The organism is Corynebacterium sp. HMSC072A02, assembly GCF_001810085.1.
Classification (GTDB): domain Bacteria; phylum Actinomycetota; class Actinomycetes; order Mycobacteriales; family Mycobacteriaceae; genus Corynebacterium; species Corynebacterium hesseae.
Window position 1 is genome coordinate 12,498 of the sequence record NZ_KV799812.1, and the last position, 14,632, is coordinate 27,129.

20 protein-coding genes and 1 tRNA gene are annotated in these 14,632 nt (G+C 59.7%); 12 read left to right on the forward strand and 9 right to left on the reverse strand.

Annotated elements, in window-relative coordinates; genetic code table 11:
• Window positions 1-113: 113 nt before the first annotated feature.
• The 4 genes from HMPREF2698_RS01505 (at window position 114) to HMPREF2698_RS01515 (ending at window position 2,188) form a co-directional block, all read left to right on the forward strand.
• Window positions 114-845 (forward strand): DUF1648 domain-containing protein, encoded by a 732-nt coding sequence (locus HMPREF2698_RS01505; RefSeq protein ID WP_070561646.1) that lies wholly within the window; start codon window positions 114-116, stop codon window positions 843-845.
• 4 nt (window positions 846-849) lie between these two features.
• Window positions 850-1,593 (forward strand): NAD-dependent deacylase, encoded by a 744-nt coding sequence (locus tag HMPREF2698_RS01510; protein ID WP_070561648.1) that lies wholly within the window; start codon window positions 850-852, stop codon window positions 1,591-1,593.
• A 61-nt stretch (window positions 1,594-1,654) separates the two neighbouring features.
• Window positions 1,655-1,909: a prevent-host-death family protein gene (locus HMPREF2698_RS12820; protein ID WP_369816022.1), complete on the forward strand. Its 255-nt coding sequence runs from the start codon at window positions 1,655-1,657 to the stop codon at window positions 1,907-1,909.
• 9 nt (window positions 1,910-1,918) lie between these two features.
• Entirely contained in the window at window positions 1,919-2,188 is a 270-nt protein-coding gene (locus HMPREF2698_RS01515; protein ID WP_010188336.1) for a type II toxin-antitoxin system RelE family toxin, read from the forward strand.
• 79 nt (window positions 2,189-2,267) lie between these two features.
• Here HMPREF2698_RS01515 and HMPREF2698_RS13375 read toward each other — a convergent pair whose 3' ends face one another.
• Window positions 2,268-2,408: a type II toxin-antitoxin system Phd/YefM family antitoxin gene (locus HMPREF2698_RS13375; protein WP_010188335.1), complete on the reverse strand. Its 141-nt coding sequence runs from the start codon at window positions 2,406-2,408 to the stop codon at window positions 2,268-2,270.
• An 839-nt stretch (window positions 2,409-3,247) separates the two neighbouring features.
• Window positions 3,248-3,335, reverse strand: a tRNA-Ser gene (locus tag HMPREF2698_RS01525).
• Between the two features lie 153 nt (window positions 3,336-3,488).
• On the opposite strand from HMPREF2698_RS01525, the gene HMPREF2698_RS01530 reads away from it, so the two are divergent.
• Both HMPREF2698_RS01530 and HMPREF2698_RS01535 read left to right on the forward strand, forming a co-directional pair.
• A complete protein-coding gene (locus HMPREF2698_RS01530) occupies window positions 3,489-4,385 on the forward strand; it encodes an NAD(P)/FAD-dependent oxidoreductase (RefSeq protein WP_070561650.1) in 897 nt (298 codons plus the stop codon).
• 15 nt (window positions 4,386-4,400) lie between these two features.
• Window positions 4,401-5,357: an NAD(P)H-quinone oxidoreductase gene (locus tag HMPREF2698_RS01535; protein ID WP_070561652.1), complete on the forward strand. Its 957-nt coding sequence runs from the start codon at window positions 4,401-4,403 to the stop codon at window positions 5,355-5,357.
• On the opposite strand, the gene HMPREF2698_RS01540 is transcribed toward HMPREF2698_RS01535, so the two are convergent.
• Window positions 5,354-6,565 carry an aminotransferase class V-fold PLP-dependent enzyme gene (locus HMPREF2698_RS01540; RefSeq protein WP_070520243.1) on the reverse strand — a complete coding sequence of 404 codons (1,212 nt, stop codon included), beginning with the start codon at window positions 6,563-6,565 and terminating at the stop codon, window positions 5,354-5,356. The genes HMPREF2698_RS01535 and HMPREF2698_RS01540 overlap by 4 nt on opposite strands.
• A gap of 196 nt (window positions 6,566-6,761) precedes the next feature.
• Here HMPREF2698_RS01540 and HMPREF2698_RS01545 point away from each other — a divergent pair, with 196 nt between their 5' ends.
• Both HMPREF2698_RS01545 and HMPREF2698_RS01550 read left to right on the forward strand, forming a co-directional pair.
• Window positions 6,762-7,613, forward strand: a complete 852-nt coding sequence (locus HMPREF2698_RS01545) for a galactan export ABC transporter permease subunit Wzm/RfbD (RefSeq protein ID WP_070533525.1) — start codon at window positions 6,762-6,764, stop codon at window positions 7,611-7,613.
• A 12-nt stretch (window positions 7,614-7,625) separates the two neighbouring features.
• On the forward strand, window positions 7,626-8,423 hold the full coding sequence (locus HMPREF2698_RS01550; protein WP_070561654.1) for a galactan export ABC transporter ATP-binding subunit Wzt/RfbE: 798 nt from the start codon (window positions 7,626-7,628) through the stop codon (window positions 8,421-8,423).
• Here the strand turns inward: HMPREF2698_RS01550 and HMPREF2698_RS01555 are convergent.
• Complete coding sequence (locus HMPREF2698_RS01555) at window positions 8,420-9,310, reverse strand: Fic family protein (RefSeq protein ID WP_070561657.1); 891 nt, start codon at window positions 9,308-9,310, stop codon at window positions 8,420-8,422. The two genes, HMPREF2698_RS01550 and HMPREF2698_RS01555, sit on opposite strands and share 4 nt — an antisense overlap.
• A gap of 63 nt (window positions 9,311-9,373) precedes the next feature.
• Window positions 9,374-9,979: a GNAT family N-acetyltransferase gene (locus tag HMPREF2698_RS01560; protein WP_070533439.1), complete on the reverse strand. Its 606-nt coding sequence runs from the start codon at window positions 9,977-9,979 to the stop codon at window positions 9,374-9,376.
• Window positions 9,980-10,165: 186 nt separating this feature from the next.
• Between HMPREF2698_RS01560 and HMPREF2698_RS01565 the strand changes: the two genes are divergently transcribed.
• The 3 genes from HMPREF2698_RS01565 (at window position 10,166) to HMPREF2698_RS01575 (ending at window position 12,125) form a co-directional block, all read left to right on the forward strand.
• Window positions 10,166-10,552, forward strand: coding sequence for a hypothetical protein (locus tag HMPREF2698_RS01565; protein ID WP_230307919.1), 387 nt, complete (start codon window positions 10,166-10,168; stop codon window positions 10,550-10,552).
• 148 nt (window positions 10,553-10,700) lie between these two features.
• Complete coding sequence (locus tag HMPREF2698_RS01570; RefSeq protein ID WP_070533443.1) at window positions 10,701-11,159, forward strand: hypothetical protein; 459 nt, start codon at window positions 10,701-10,703, stop codon at window positions 11,157-11,159.
• A gap of 60 nt (window positions 11,160-11,219) precedes the next feature.
• Complete coding sequence (locus tag HMPREF2698_RS01575; protein WP_070561659.1) at window positions 11,220-12,125, forward strand: galactofuranosyltransferase GlfT1; 906 nt, start codon at window positions 11,220-11,222, stop codon at window positions 12,123-12,125.
• On the opposite strand, the gene HMPREF2698_RS01580 is transcribed toward HMPREF2698_RS01575, so the two are convergent.
• The 4 genes from HMPREF2698_RS01580 to HMPREF2698_RS01595 are packed head-to-tail and all read right to left on the reverse strand — an operon-like array spanning window position 12,122 to window position 14,311.
• Window positions 12,122-12,577: a GtrA family protein gene (locus HMPREF2698_RS01580; RefSeq protein WP_070561661.1), complete on the reverse strand. Its 456-nt coding sequence runs from the start codon at window positions 12,575-12,577 to the stop codon at window positions 12,122-12,124. The two genes, HMPREF2698_RS01575 and HMPREF2698_RS01580, sit on opposite strands and share 4 nt — an antisense overlap.
• Before the next feature lie 2 nt (window positions 12,578-12,579).
• Entirely contained in the window at window positions 12,580-12,969 is a 390-nt protein-coding gene (locus HMPREF2698_RS01585; RefSeq protein WP_070520260.1) for a GtrA family protein, read from the reverse strand.
• Window positions 12,970-13,001: 32 nt separating this feature from the next.
• Window positions 13,002-13,868 (reverse strand): plasmid pRiA4b ORF-3 family protein, encoded by an 867-nt coding sequence (locus tag HMPREF2698_RS01590; protein WP_070561663.1) that lies wholly within the window; start codon window positions 13,866-13,868, stop codon window positions 13,002-13,004.
• Window positions 13,869-13,888: 20 nt separating this feature from the next.
• On the reverse strand, window positions 13,889-14,311 hold the full coding sequence (locus HMPREF2698_RS01595) for a hypothetical protein (RefSeq protein WP_070561665.1): 423 nt from the start codon (window positions 14,309-14,311) through the stop codon (window positions 13,889-13,891).
• Window positions 14,312-14,347: 36 nt separating this feature from the next.
• On the opposite strand from HMPREF2698_RS01595, the gene HMPREF2698_RS01600 reads away from it, so the two are divergent.
• Window positions 14,348-14,626 (forward strand): hypothetical protein, encoded by a 279-nt coding sequence (locus HMPREF2698_RS01600; protein ID WP_070520269.1) that lies wholly within the window; start codon window positions 14,348-14,350, stop codon window positions 14,624-14,626.
• Window positions 14,627-14,632 lie beyond the last annotated feature (6 nt).

Sequence of the window (14,632 nt, forward strand, 5' to 3'; positions counted from 1 at the left end):
TCCCGCCCCCGCGCAAATGGCGTTTTTTATCCCAGAGATGCCTTTTGACAGATGCCATTTGCCAGACGCCTTTCGCAGAGGTCCTCGGCCGGTCGCCTTGTAAACTCACTGGCATGAGAAGCCGCCAGTATTACGTCGCTACCGCTGTGGTGTGTGCTCTCACGCTGGTGTACATGCTGCTGCGTTGGGACTCGGTGCCCGATCCCATCCCGGTCCACTTCGATGGCTCGGGCAATCCGGACCGCTTCGAACCGAAGTCCGTCCTCAACGCAACGGTCCTCGTGTGGATCGGCGTTGTGTTCGCCATTGCGCTGCCGCTGTGCGTGCCGCCAATCTCGCTGGCTCGAAAAACAATGGATGTCCCGGCAGAGTCAGCTCTTCCGTTCTCCGAGGCCACCGCACAACGCGCGGAGCTGCTCACTGGAAAGACCTCCACGTTCATTGCCCAGACAGTCCTCACCATGACGGCCTGCGTGTGCCTCACTGCGGTCTGCACCGTCATTCCGGATATCCCCTTCTCAGGCTTTCTCCTCGTGGTCGCGTGGATAGCCTTCACCGTGTTCGTCATGATCCAGGGCGTCAGATTGACGCTGACATCCGCGAAGGCCGTGAAAGCCATACCCGCCGACCATGAAGAACAAGTTCGCAACGAAGCGCTCCGCTTTGCCGGCAGCATGGGCATCTACAACGAGCCCACCGACCCCATGTGCATGGCAGTCTTTTCCACGAATTCTTCGAAGCTGCAGATCAACACCGCGCACGAACCGGGCCGGCGCTACCTATGGCGCATGGGCATCGCCCTTAGCGCATCCATAGCATTCTGCGTGCTCATCACCGTACGCTAGATGCATGGAGCACCTGTTTGAGCGCGCACAGTCGATTCTTTCTGATGCCACCCACGTTGAGGTTTTCACCGGCGCGGGCATGAGCGCGGATAGCGGCATCGCCACGTACCGCGATGCGCAGACGGGCATTTGGGAGAACGTGGATCCGGTGGCGATGGCGTCGATAAGCGCATGGCGTCATGAACCTAAGCCCATGTTCGCCTGGTACCTGTGGCGCGCACAGCTGGCGCAGCGTGCCGAGCCCAACGCCGGGCACCGCGCGATTGCTGCCGCACGCGGCATGACGGTGACCACGCAAAACATCGATAACCTGCACGAGCGCGCCGGAAGCCAAGACGTGGTTCACCTGCATGGCTCCTTGTTCGCATTCCGCTGCACCGACTGCGATACGCCGTATGACGAGGACATTGCACTGCCGAACGAACCGGTCGAGAGCATCACCCCACCAGAGTGTCCCGTGTGCGGCGGGCCGGTGCGCCCGGGCGTGGTGTGGTTCGGCGAAGCCCTGCCCGACGACGAATGGGCTGAGGCCGAGCGCCGCATGTCCACCGCGGACGCGCTGCTCATCGTGGGTACCTCCGGCGTGGTTTACCCCGCCGCCGGGCTGCCACAGATTGCCCACGCGCGCGGTATCCCCATCGTGGAAGTCACCCCCCAGCCCACGGACCTCTCGCCGCTTGCCAGCGTGGTGGTCACCGCCACCGCAGCGGAGGCACTACCTCGCATCCTGGCGGGGCGGATCGGATAAACGGCAACCCGATATCCCGCGGCCCTTGCCCACCAAAATGTACAAGATGTACATTTGTTGTATGAAAACGATGTCAGTGGCGTCCAGTCAATTTCGCCAATCCCAAAGCCAAATTCTTGAAGAGGCACAGCACACGCCCGTCGCCATCACTAGTCGTGGAAGCCGTGTTCGCGCTTTTGTCGTCTCTCCTTCATTTTTCGCCCGCGCAGTCGAAGCACTAGAAGATCGTGAGGATGTTCAGACCGCAGAGATTGCCCGAGGAGAAGCCGTAGAGATTTCACACGAAGACCTCAAAAAAGAACTCGGACTCACCTAATCGCCTTCTATGGCTGACTCCACTTATCACATCACCTATAAGGCATCCGCAGCCAAGGAGCTACGCAAGCTCGACAGGCCGACACAGAGGCGACTACTTGCTGCAATCGAAGACTTGGCCGTTACCCCTCGCCCGGATGGAGTAAAGAAACTAAAAGCTTCAGATGACCTGTATAGAATTCGAGTCGGACACTATCGCGTGGTTTACGAGATCTTAGACGGAAAGCTCGTGGTGCTCGTGCTACGCGTTGCTCACCGACGAGATGTTTACCGGAAATAGGCAAAATTCCTCTCAGATAAACAAAACCGGTTCCACCCTGCCAGAAGGTGAATACTCCACTTCGATCGGAAGATAGTTCTTACACATCTAGATCGATGTCGTGCTCCTTAGCCTTTCCGTCCAGCACTTGCTCGTAAGACTCCAATAGCCGGCGAGCATTGACTGGGGAGCCGAAAAGATAATCAGTCTCTACCCACGCCGAATAGTTATCCTCTGACATCACGAAACCGCCTTCCTTACCACAACCATTATTCCCCCCGAGAGGAGATGAATCCATGCTCTACCTTGTTCCAGGAGGCTTAGCGGGAATCACCTTTTACGCCATTCTCACAGCAGTGAGCTGGGCCATCTGGAAAGCCTGGCCACAACGACGTCTAAGCGCACATAGCCGGTTGACCCTCCACTGCCTTGCCGCAGTTGCATTTTCAATTTTTCTCGCCTTGCCTGGCGGCGGAAACTGGGCCACCCACCTGCAGATCAGCGGGTTCCTACTAGTGGGATGCGTTCTGAGCTGGGTGACTGCAGCGATGAACAACGGAGACAATGCCTGACGCCGTAGAGCGATAACTTCGCTTAATCGTCATTCCTCACATCCCTAATGGATACAAACCCTGTGAGTTGTTCTCCGGGGAGGCATAAGGGCTTCTTCCCTACATTTTCTCTTCGCTCATTAACGGAGAAAACGAATTGAGCGAACTGGGGAACAATCTGTACCGATGGAAAAAGCTCCCTTAATTGGTGAGTAATACGCCATCCCGCGTCGTACCATCGAAATCTATCGAATTGGTCCTTCCAACGCGGACGCTGGCGAAAGCTATCGGGTTTCTCGAGGAAATTCTGCTGAAACTCCTCCGTCCACTCAAGGATTTCGCGTCCCAGATCAGACTCAATTCCTAAGTCTTCAGGAAGATAGAATCCGATTCTATTAGCCCCAGAAACTATGAGTTCTTTAGACGGCCACAGCGAGCTTGGGTGGCTGTACTCTGGGCGGAGGAATATTTGCCGATCGGCCATGGAACTAGAATAGCCCAGCGCCACTGCTGAAAATACGCAAGATTTTGGCGGAGGCGGCGGGATTTGAACCCGCGGTGAGTTTCCCCACGCTGGTTTTCAAGACCAGTGCATTCGGCCGCTCTGCCACGCCTCCTCGTCACGCGTCAGCATGCACCGCGCGCAACACGTTCAGAGTACTAGACTCCGCGGCGGGAGAAGAATTCGCCTCATCACGTTGTGCAAAGCGCCCGACACAACCTACGGAAAACCATTGCCGCACGCACCTTGCTCTGGTTTACTCGGGCCCATGCAGACAGTCGATACCCTCATCATCGGCGGTGGTGCGGCCGGCCTTCAGGCAGCGCTGGTCATGGTCCGCGCCCGCCGCAGCGTCCTCGTTGTTGATTCCTCCACCCCTCGCAACCGCTTCGCCCACGAAATCCACGGTGTCATCGCCCTCGAGGGCACGCCACCCCTTGAGTTCCAGGAGCGCGGCAAAGAGCAGCTGCGCAGCTACGGCGTAACAATCGCGAACGCCACCGTAGATTCCGTTACCGATAATGACCGCACGCTAACCGCCACGTTGAGCAACGGTGAGACCGTCGCGGCCCGCTCCATCATCGTCGCCAGCGGTGTGGACGACGTACACCCAGCCATCCCGGGCCTCGAAGAAAACTGGGGAAATACAGTCCTCCACTGCCCTTACTGCCACGGGTTCGAGGTGGCGGACAAGAAGCTCGGCGTTCTCTGCATCGGCGAGTTCTCCCTGCACCATGCGGCACTCCTGCGCCAGTGGTCAAAGGACATCACCTTCTTCACCAACGGCATGGAGCTCACCGAGGAGCAGCGCGCGGACCTGACTCAGCGGGGCATTGCGCTTGTCGACGGCCCCGTCACCTCCTTCCAAGATGGAAAGGTCCTGGTTGGAGACAGCGAACATGCCGTCGACGCCCTGTTCTACATGCCCGTCCCTCACCCGCACGATGAGTTCCTCACTGACCTCAACCTTGAGCGCCACAGCCCGCCGGCTGCGATGGGCGGAAGCCTCATCAAGGTGGGCCCAGCCGGTGCCACCAGCCACCCGCGCATCTGGGCCGTGGGCAACGTGGTTAACCCGCCGGCACAGGTGGCAGTGGCGATGGGCGAGGCCAACGCCGCAGCCATCGCGGTCAACGCGTTTCTCGTCGAGGATGATTGGACTTAAGTACGGTGGTGTGGCATGAAAGCCATCATTCAGACCAATCTGGAAGACCCACACTCACTGGAGTTGGGGGAAACCGATAAGCCACAGCTCCACGACGGCGAAGTCCTCGTTAAAGTCAAAGCCGCCGGCGTAAACCGCGCCGACCTGCTCCAAGCCCGCGGGCACTACCCGCCGCCGCCGGGCGCTTCGGAGATTATCGGCCTCGAAGTCGCAGGCGAAGTCGTCGACGCAGGCGACACCGACATCGAGGTTGGATCCAAGGTCGGCGCACTGCTGGCCGGCGGCGGCTATGCCGAGTACGTAGCCGTACCGCAAGGCCAGCTGCTGCCCATCCCCAGCGGCTATTCCTTTGCCGAGGCCGCATCCGTCATCGAGGTGGCCTGCACCGTGTGGTCCAACATCGCGATGGAGGCGAAACTAAACAAGGGCCAGACCATCCTCATCCACGGAGGCGCGGGCGGCATCGGTACCTTTGCCATCCAGGTGGCGAAAAACCTCGGCGCCACCGTCGCGGTAACGGCTGGCTCGGACGAAAAGCTCGAGACCTGCAAGGAACTCGGCGCGGACATCCTCATCAACTACAACGAGCAGGACTTCGCCGAGGAACTGAAGAACCAGTGCAATGTCATCCTCGACATCATGGGCGCGAAGTATCTCAAGAAGAACCTCATCGCGCTAGCTAAGGGCGGCCACATGGTCACCATTGGCATGCAGGGCGGAACAAAGGCCGAGCTCAACATGGGCATCCTCCTCAACAAGCGCCTGACGCTGCAGGGCACCACGCTGCGCTCCCGCTCGCTGGAGGGCAAGGCCGCCATCGTTGCGGATACCGTTAAGAACGTCTGGCCTTGGCTGGAGAACGGCAGCGTCAAGCACCATTTGCACGCTACCTACGCGCTTGCTCGCGCCTCCGAAGCCCACCAAGCCCTCGACTCCGGCGAGGTCACGGGCAAACTGGTCCTCGAGGTCTAAGCCAGGGACGCGACCACGCGGGTCAAGTGCTCAACGTCGTGGTACGTGCTAAACGGACTCAACGAGACCGTGACGGCACCGCCGACCTCTTCCACGCCCATCTCCGTGAGCAGCGGGGTGTGCGGGGCGATGGTAGTAACCAAGCCATTGTCGAAGAGCCGGCGGTGGATCACATCCGCAGGCACGTCGCGCACGGCGAAGGTCAGGCGCGGGAGGCGATCATCGGAGGCGTCGGCAGCCGCCTCCCCTGTCACGCCCAGGATGTGAACGGCCGGCAGCGTGCCCAACAAGCTATAGAGATCCCCCGTGAGATCCTCCATGTAACCCGCGAGGGCTTCCATCGAACGCGTCAGGCGCACGCGGCGCGAACCGCGCTCCCCGCCGGCAAGTTCCGCTAGATGATCCACCAAGGGTCCAACGCCGCCCGCCAAGCCCGCGGAGACCGGGCCCACGACAATCTCATCGAGGCGGCGGAACATCGCGGTATCGCGGAAGACCAGCGCCGCCATCTGCGGGCCACCCAGCGCGCCCACATCCACACCAAGAATGTCTGCCCCAATCGCATCAAAGTCGAGGAGACGGTAGGGGGCGATCGATGAGACGTCGACAAGCGCCCATGCGCGCGAACGCTCATGGACCGCATCAACTATGTCCGAGGCCGGCGTGACCGTGCCCAGCAGCTCGTGCGCGGCGGAAAAAGCGACGAATCGCGTCGATCCATCAACCAGATCGGCGTACTGGAAGGCTGGGAGCTCGCCCGTACCCAAATCCGGCTGCGCCCACCGAATATCAGCGCCCACGTGCTCAAACGCGCGTGTCATCTCCGGCGAATCAAAGCGGGAGAGCACCACCGAAGACTGGCGGCGCAGCAGCGGGCGCAGTGCAACGCCCAAGGACTGGTAAAGCACCGGCAAGGACGGGCCCAGGATGACCCGTTCCGCCGTGGCACCCGTGAGATCCGCCACCGCCCGGCGCGCGGAGGCATACATGTCTGCCGCGTGGAGCTCCCCCGGATCGTTGTGCGCCGAGTGCGCACCCACGGCGTCCTCCAGCGGCTTCACCGTGGCGGACATGCGGAAAGAACGGGCAACGCCAGAGGCCACGCGCTCCGCAATCTGCGGCGCGGCATGCGCGTTCAGGTAGGTCCAACCATCGGACAGACCAGTGTAAAGACCTCGCACGCTGGCGACGTCATACTGTTCCGTCATGCTTCAACCCTTCCTTCCGATGCGGATGAACGCCCCCTACTCTATACGCCCCACCTGAATCTTTCCTAACCCTCGGTTTTCCCAGCTCGCCCGTGTTTTCCCAGGTTACGGGCGTGTGTGTAGGTGTTTGTGGGACGTGCGCGCTAGGGTGAAGGGCGTGCAAGACAAGAAAAACCTGCGTGACGACGTCGCCCGCATGACCTCCGCGCCTGCACCCGGCGAGGAGCCGGCCTCGCGTTCCATGACCATGTCGGCGGCCTTCGCCGATCTCCTGCAAGGCGCTCGCCAGCGCGAGCTGTGGTTCAAGCTGGGCATCCAAGACATTAAACAGCGCTACCGCCGCTCGGTGCTGGGTCCGTTCTGGATCACCATCGCAACCGGTGTCATGGCCGCGGCGCTTGGCCTGCTGTACTCCATGCTCTTCCAGATCCCCGTGGCGGAGTTCCTGCCCCACGTGACCGTGGGCCTGATTATGTGGAACTTCATTTCGGGCGCCATCAAAGAAGGCTCGACGGTCTTCATCGACAACGAGGGCCTAATCAAACAGCTGCCCGCGCCACTGTCGGTGCACGTCTACCGCTTGGTCTGGCGGCAAACCCTTTTCTTGGGTCACAACCTCATCATCTGGCTGTTGCTCATTCTTATCTTCCCGCGCCACCTAGGCTGGGAGTTCTTCCTGTTCATCCCGGCTCTAGGACTCTTCCTGGTCAACGGCGTGTGGGTCGCCATGTTCTTCGGCATCATTGCCACCCGCTTCCGTGACGTTGCCCCGCTGCTGGAGGCTCTAACCCAGCTGCTCTTCTACGTCACGCCTATCGTGTGGATGACCAACACCCTGAAGGATCAGGGAGGTGCCGTGGCCAGCCGCGCGCGCATCGCCGAGATCAACCCGCTGTATCACTACATGGAGATCATCCGCGCCCCCATGATCGGCGAGCCCGTCGCCGGCTACCACTGGCTCATCGTCATCGCCTGCACCGTCGCCGGCCTGCTCATCGCCGGCCTGGCCATGCGCCAGTGGCGCTTCCGCGTCTCCTACTGGGTCTAGAAAGGATCGTCCATGGTTTCCATTGATACGTATAACGCTTGCGTGGACTTTCCCATCTTTGATGCCAAGTCCCGCTCTCTCAAGAAGGCGATGCTCTCCACGGCCGGTGGCTCCATTGGCAAGAATGACCAGAACGTGGTCATGGTGGAAGCACTCAAGGACATCAACCTCCACCTGCGTGAGGGCGACCGCGTCGGCCTCGTCGGCCACAACGGCGCGGGCAAAACAACCTTGCTGCGCCTGCTCTCCGGTATCTACGAGCCCACTCGCGGCGCCGCCGACGTGCGCGGGCGCGTTGCCCCCGTCTTTGACCTCGGCGTGGGCATGGACCCGGAGGTTTCCGGTTACGACAACATCATCATCCGCGGCCTCTTCCTGGGCCAGACCATCAAGCAGATGAAGGCCAAGATGGATGAGATCGCGGAATTCTCTGAGCTGGGTGATTACCTCTCCATGCCGTTGCGCACCTATTCCACCGGTATGCGCGTGCGCCTAGCGCTGGGCGTGGTGACCTCCATTGAGCCGGAGATCCTGCTTCTCGACGAAGGCATCGGCGCCGTCGACGCCGCCTTCATGGCCAAAGCCCGCGTCCGCCTCCAAGACCTGGTGAAGCGCTCCGGCATCCTGGTCTTTGCCTCCCACTCCAATGACTTCCTGGCGCAGCTGTGCGATACCGCCCTGTGGATCGACCACGGCCAGATTCGCTCGGTGGGCGAGGTCTCCGAGGTCGTCGGCGAATACGAGGGCCCCGAGGTGGGCCAGTACGTGCGGGACTTGCGCAAGCGCTTCGACAACGAGGAGAACGCCTAGCCACGGCCTTTGTTGTCACTGCCATACTGCGCATCAATCATCCACGTTCCGCGCTGCCGGAAGGCCGGGATGGTACCCCGCGCCGCCTTATTGGCGGCCGCGGAACCAGAAACGCCATTAGCCTTTGCCCATTCCGATAGGCGAATCACCTTCGGCGCGGTCATGAGCGTTATGCGCTTGTGTAGGGACTCGATGAGTTGCCGCGCGATGAGCGTGCTCAGCGCAGAGAAGTCCCCACTAACTGGGTAGCCACGGAACACAGGGTAATAGTGGCGCTCTTTTCCCTTGTTCGGAATGATGATGGGCGGTGCCCCTAGCTCCAAGAGCTGTTGATTGATAATGACGCGCCCGATGCGCCCATTGCCGTCTGAAAAACGATGAATGGTTTCAAATTCCGCATGAAACCGCGCGATTCGGTCAACAAAGAAGCTAGTGTCCTCGTAGTATTCGGCAATGGCTGTGTCCACCAGCCTGTCCACGTATTCAGAGTTGGCTCCCATATGAGCGCCCACGCGAACCCACTCCCCCCTTCGACGAAAGCGTCCCGCCCAGTCGTCATTGATGCCGCGAAGCAATATGCCATGCAGTCGCAGAATGAGGTTTGCATCGAGCTTACCGACGCCCCGAATAAGTTCCTCAGTCACGTCCGCCAGGTTTTTGGCCTCAAAGACTTCCCGTAAATCGTGCGCTCTGGCGGTGAACCCCGCCAAGATGTTCTCGGTGTCCTCCAAAGTCAGCGTGGAATTCTCAATGGCGTTCGAGTTATACACCGACTCCGCCACCTCTGCGCGTGCTATCTCCGCAATGGCCTCGGAGTTGTCCTCCCGCAACGCTGCATATTGGTCAAGAAGAGCGTCAATTTTTGAGATGGTCCGCGCGTTAAGCATGCCAATATTGTACAAGTATCCGTGAAAACGAGTCGATACTCTCCTATTTTCACGAATGATTCGTCATACTGCGAAGTTTGCTCCCAAAAGCTCGCGCAGTTCCTCACTCATCCCGGCCACAATCACTTCCGGCCCCGGCTGGTAATCTTCTTTGCTCAGCACGGCCTTATTGCCTTCGATGGTGTACCCCAGCTTGCGTGATACAGCCTGGGACGCCTCATTGCCCGGCTCCCATTCGGAGCGCAACGTGCGCGCACCCAAGTAATCAAAACAAAAGACCGCAGCGGCGTGGCGAACCTGCGTACCTATCCCGCGGCCCTGAAGGCGGTGGTAGATCCACGAGCCAGTTTCGACCTCATGGTTATCGGGAAAACTCTTCGCCCGCAGATCCACAGAACCAATGACTTCACCATCAAGGTGCACACCGAAGTCCAGCGACCATTCTTCCGGGGACATCTGCGCACGGTGCGCCCACCGGAAACTCGGATCAGGCTTCTGCTTCAACCACGGAAACGTGTAATCCGGTAGCGGCTCACCAAAAATCTCGGCGGCAGTGACACCATGAATCGCAGCGATGTCGTTATCACGCAGCACCCGCAGGGTCAGGTCACCCACGTGGATGGAAACTCGAAAGGGAGCCCACATTTCTTCAACGCTTCGTACGGTCATAAGGTCACTCTACTGTGTGCGGAACTCGTCAATGGGCCCATGCGCTGGAAGAATGCATACCCCTGTATGGGTGAATCACGATAGATACTTTTTCTATTTGCTCTTTTTCTTAGTTCCTTTCAAGCTAAAATTGTCGCGAGCCTGAATCACAGGCACTGTTCTCTCTTAACTCTAAGGAGCCCTATCATGAAGCGTATCGCCGCCGGCGTTGTTGCCGCTGCTACCGCACTGTCCCTGTCCACTGGTGTTGCCTCTGCTGCCGGTGACCCGAATGCTCAGAATGGTTCTTCCAACGACTCCTACACTACTGGCTACATTGTCGGAAGCATCGTGAAAGAAGCAGCTGGTCAGGACGGCATGACTTCCTCCGTAGAGGAGATCGCTGAGAACAGCAAGGCTGACGGAAACCGCTCGCCACTATTCAGTTCCTTCAAGTCTGACGCGGCGAACGGCTGGAAGCTAGGCACCACTTTCGACATTCTTTGGGGAACCGGCGTTGCAGTAGCCGTCCTCGGCGCTGCTTACACCGCAGTTCAGAACGGTCTCATCCCGGGCGTTTCCCTTCCGTTCTAATCTGAACGCATCAAGCTTTTAGCTTTGAAGTTCTAGCTCCAGTCCTTTGAGGGCTGGAGCTTTTCCATATCGCATACTTTTTAGCCTTCACTTCTTTATCATTTTCTTTACTTTCGCTACCTCTACCTTTCTTCCAAGGAGTACCTCCATGAAGCGTTTCACCGCCGCTGCCGTTGCCGCCGCCACTGCACTGTCCCTGTCCATCGCCCCGGCTACTGCTGCTGAGAAGGGTTCTTCTGAGGTCTCCGAGGCTGAGGTCTTTGGCTACATCCTGAAGCAAGGGGCTAAGGAACTCGTCGGCGGTGACGGCTTCGCCTCCTCCGTGGATTACGGCATTGAGAAGGGCGCTGAAGCTATCAGCAGCAAAGGCAGCAGCGAGGGCAGCAGCACTCCTGAGGAAATCAAAGAAGGACTTGAGACTGCCGGCTCCGCCAAGGACGTGGCCATGTCTTCCCTGAAGAATGACACCGCCAAGGAATACCCGGTGGGCACCACCGCTGAGATCCTCGTTGGCACCTCCATCGCCGCGATTGTGCTGGGCCTCATTGCTGGTGTTGTCAATGCTGTGAACTCCGGTCTCATCAAGATTCCGGGCTTCAACGCCTAAACCTCGGCCACCTCCATGTCACGCACCTGAGCGCCACATGCGGGTGGCACAATAGAACCCATGACTGCCACCCTGTCCCAGGCCGGAACAACGGCCGCTGTGATCGTCACCCACCAGCGCGTGGAGCTGCTACGCGCCTCCCTTGAGCAGGTGGTGAACCAGACGCACCCGGTGCAATGGGTCATCGTGGTGGATAACGGTGCGGAAGCAGCAGTGAAGGAGCTCCTCCACGAACTGGCCGGTGAGCGCGGCGTCTACGTGCCTTCCGAGACCAACCTTGGCGGCGCAGGCGGCTTCGCGCTGGGCTTCCTTACGGCATTGGCCCTCGGCGCGGATGCGGTGTGGTGCGCGGATGATGATGGCCGCCCCGCCGACCATCACGTGCTGGAGGAGCTCTACCGTGTGGCGGAAAACAACGCACTCCACGAAGTCTCCCCCGCCGTGTGCAACATCAACGAGCCCGCCAAACTGGCCTTCCCTCTGCGCCAGGGCCTGGTGTGGCGGCGCTACATGAGCGAGTTGGAGGGTGACTTCCTCCCCGGCATCGCCTCCCTATTCAACGGCGCGCTCATCTCCGCAGAAGCCATGGAAATCATCGGCGTTCCAGACTACCGCCTGTTCATCCGCGGCGATGAGGTGGAGTACCACCGCCGCCTAGTCAACTCAGGCCTAAACTTCGGCACCGCGCTGACCACGAGCTACCTGCACCCGGATGGCTCCGATGAGTTCAAGCCCATCCTCGGCGGCAAAATGCACACGCAGTACCCGGAGGGCGAGTTCAAGCGCTTCTTCACCTACCGCAACCGCGGCTACCTGTTGTGGCAGCGCGGCATGCGCAAGCTGCTGCCGCAAGAATTCGCGCGGTTTGGCTGGTTCTTCATCGTGCAGCAGCATGACGTGAAGGGCTTTATGGAGTGGCTGCGCCTGCACAACCGCGGCCGCAAGGAAGACTTCCGCCGGCCCTAAACCTCAAAGGACTTGCGCGTGCTGCGGAAAATCACCCACCGCTGCACAAAGAAGTTGATAAGCGTTGCCGTGCCCTGGGCAATCACGAAAGCGACCGCCAGCGCCCAGGACGAAGGCCAGTCCAGTGTGTGATCAAAGAAGGGGAAGGCCCAGCGATACAGCACAATGTTGATCGCATAGGTCATGGCGTAGGTGGCAAACACGGCAGCAAAGCGGCGCTTCGATGCCCGCGCGTTGAAGGTCCACCGCCGGTTCAATAAATAAGCCACCAAGGTGCCGGCGGCAAAGCCAATAGTTCTCGAGGCCACATCGCCGAACAGACCTAAACCAATTTGAAAGAGCCAGGTCAGGGAGACGTCGATAAGCGCGGCAATGGCTCCCGTGATCGCGAACTTCGCGCCCTGCGCCTGCAGGGAATTCGACCGTGAGAGGCGTTCGGCGCGACCAGCCATGGTTACTTTCCTTTGAAGATGAAGGCACGTTGAATGGCGAAGTTGGTCACCGTGGCAACGCCTTGTGCGATGACGAAGGCGATGGTGTCCTTGACCGCGCCTTCAAAGCCCAAGCTGATCAGTGGGGCGTTAAGTACCCAATACAGGAAATTCTGTACTGCAAAGGTGGACAGGTACAGCAAGCCCACGGCACCGGCGGTGCGGCCGGAAACCTGGGCACCAAAAGTCCACCGGGCATTGGCCACATAGGCGGCGATGGTGCCGAAGACCCAGCCAATCGCCTTCGCCAGGGAGCGATGCAGACCCAAATAAGTAAGGAAGAGGGTCAGGCCATAATCAATCGCGGCGGTGAAAACACCGACGGACACGAAGCGCACGAGTTGGGTCTTCATGCTAGAGGTAGGTTCAGTCACGGCGAGATACTTTACCCGCGGATAAGGGCGCGGTAAATGTCCAGGCGGTCCACGGGCGCGACGGCATCTTCACCATAGGCGCCGAGGGATGACAAAACCTTAAGCGAAGCCGAGCACAGCTCCCGAATTTCCGGGCCGCGCAGCTCCTCGCCGCCATCGTCGACCCAGCCCAGCGCCGCCATGGCGGTCTCTACGACGGAATCAGTCAACTCGCGCCCGCCCATGCAGGACAATGCCAGAGCCATGGACCAAAAAGCATCCTTGCCCTCATTCGTCACCTCGCGCGGCAAGGTGCGCAGCTGGCGGTACGCCTGAGCATCAATGCTTACATCCCGCTTCAGATCCAGTGCTTGGAGGAGCGGAACGAAGTCGTAGAGACGGGTTCTCTCAATCAGCGCGCGGACGGGACTAATGACAAGATCCAACACCTCATCGATGGTTTCCTGGCCCGTGAGCTCCGCATTCACGGCGGTGAGATCAAAGGGGGTCTGGAAAGAACCGGAACCGCCCACGCACAGGGCTTCTGGCGTCCCGCTATCACGCGGGTAGGTCTCCACCACAACGATTTCGAAGTCCCACAGCCCCCAGGCGTAATCGACCTGCTCGCCTTCGCGGCTCAAGAATTCGCGCACGGTGTGGCTCGGATCGATGCGCTGGCCGCGGGCATCTGTGTGCTCAAAGAAGTGCCACGGTGAATCCTCTTGCGGCAGCCCGAAGCAGATTTCAAGAATGTGGTGGAGCTCTTCCAACGTGAGCGCATCAGAGAAACCGATCTGGCGGTGAACCTCTGCTTCTGCGCGAACATTGGATACCTGGCACAGGAGGGTTTCACCACGATTGGCGCGGACCTGCGCCAAATCTGTGACCTGTGAGCTCATGTGCCCCACCATACGCATTTTTAGTTACGCGCGGTGAGCTCGCGTGCTTCAAGCTCGCTAAGGATGAGGACGATGGCAGCACTAATTCCTCCCCATACCGTCCAGGGTTTTGCCACGCCGCGGCGGCGAATAAACCGGACCACGCTTTGCTCAGTCTTCACGGTGATCCATCCACCAAGCACCAGAATGGCGAAGGCAACCGGGATGGCCCACACAGGAACGTCGGGGGTCTCCGGCTCCGGGCGGTCCTCGTGGCTCTCTGCATTAGTGATAGCCACGAGCGCGCCGAATCCGAGGAAGGACAGCACATAGGCGAAAACGAGCGCAGTCTTATTCTTGATCCAGTCAGGGAACGCGGTCATGATGCCCACGGCCGCAGCCTGGGTGATGCGTCCGGCAAGGGTGTCATCCAGCGCATAATTGTCTTGCTTGGGAGAAGTCATACCGCCCCACTTTAGGCGGGCGGTATGCTACCGTGCATGTACTCCTCCAAAAAAGAGCACCTCACCCCGGCCCAGCGAGCAGCGCAAGATGAGCGCGCCGAGGAAGACAAGCGCCACGGCCACTATCTGGCCACCGAACACACCTCGCTGCCGCTCAATGGTTTCATGACGCGGCTCATCGCCGAGGAACTCCCCATCCTCGATTCCGTCTCAAGGGCAAGAGTCTACGAGATCCTCCGTGAGTATGACGGCCCGGAGATCACCTCCCAGGAAGAGCTGCCGGAAGAGATCCGCGAGATTATGGATCTGTACTAATTCCGA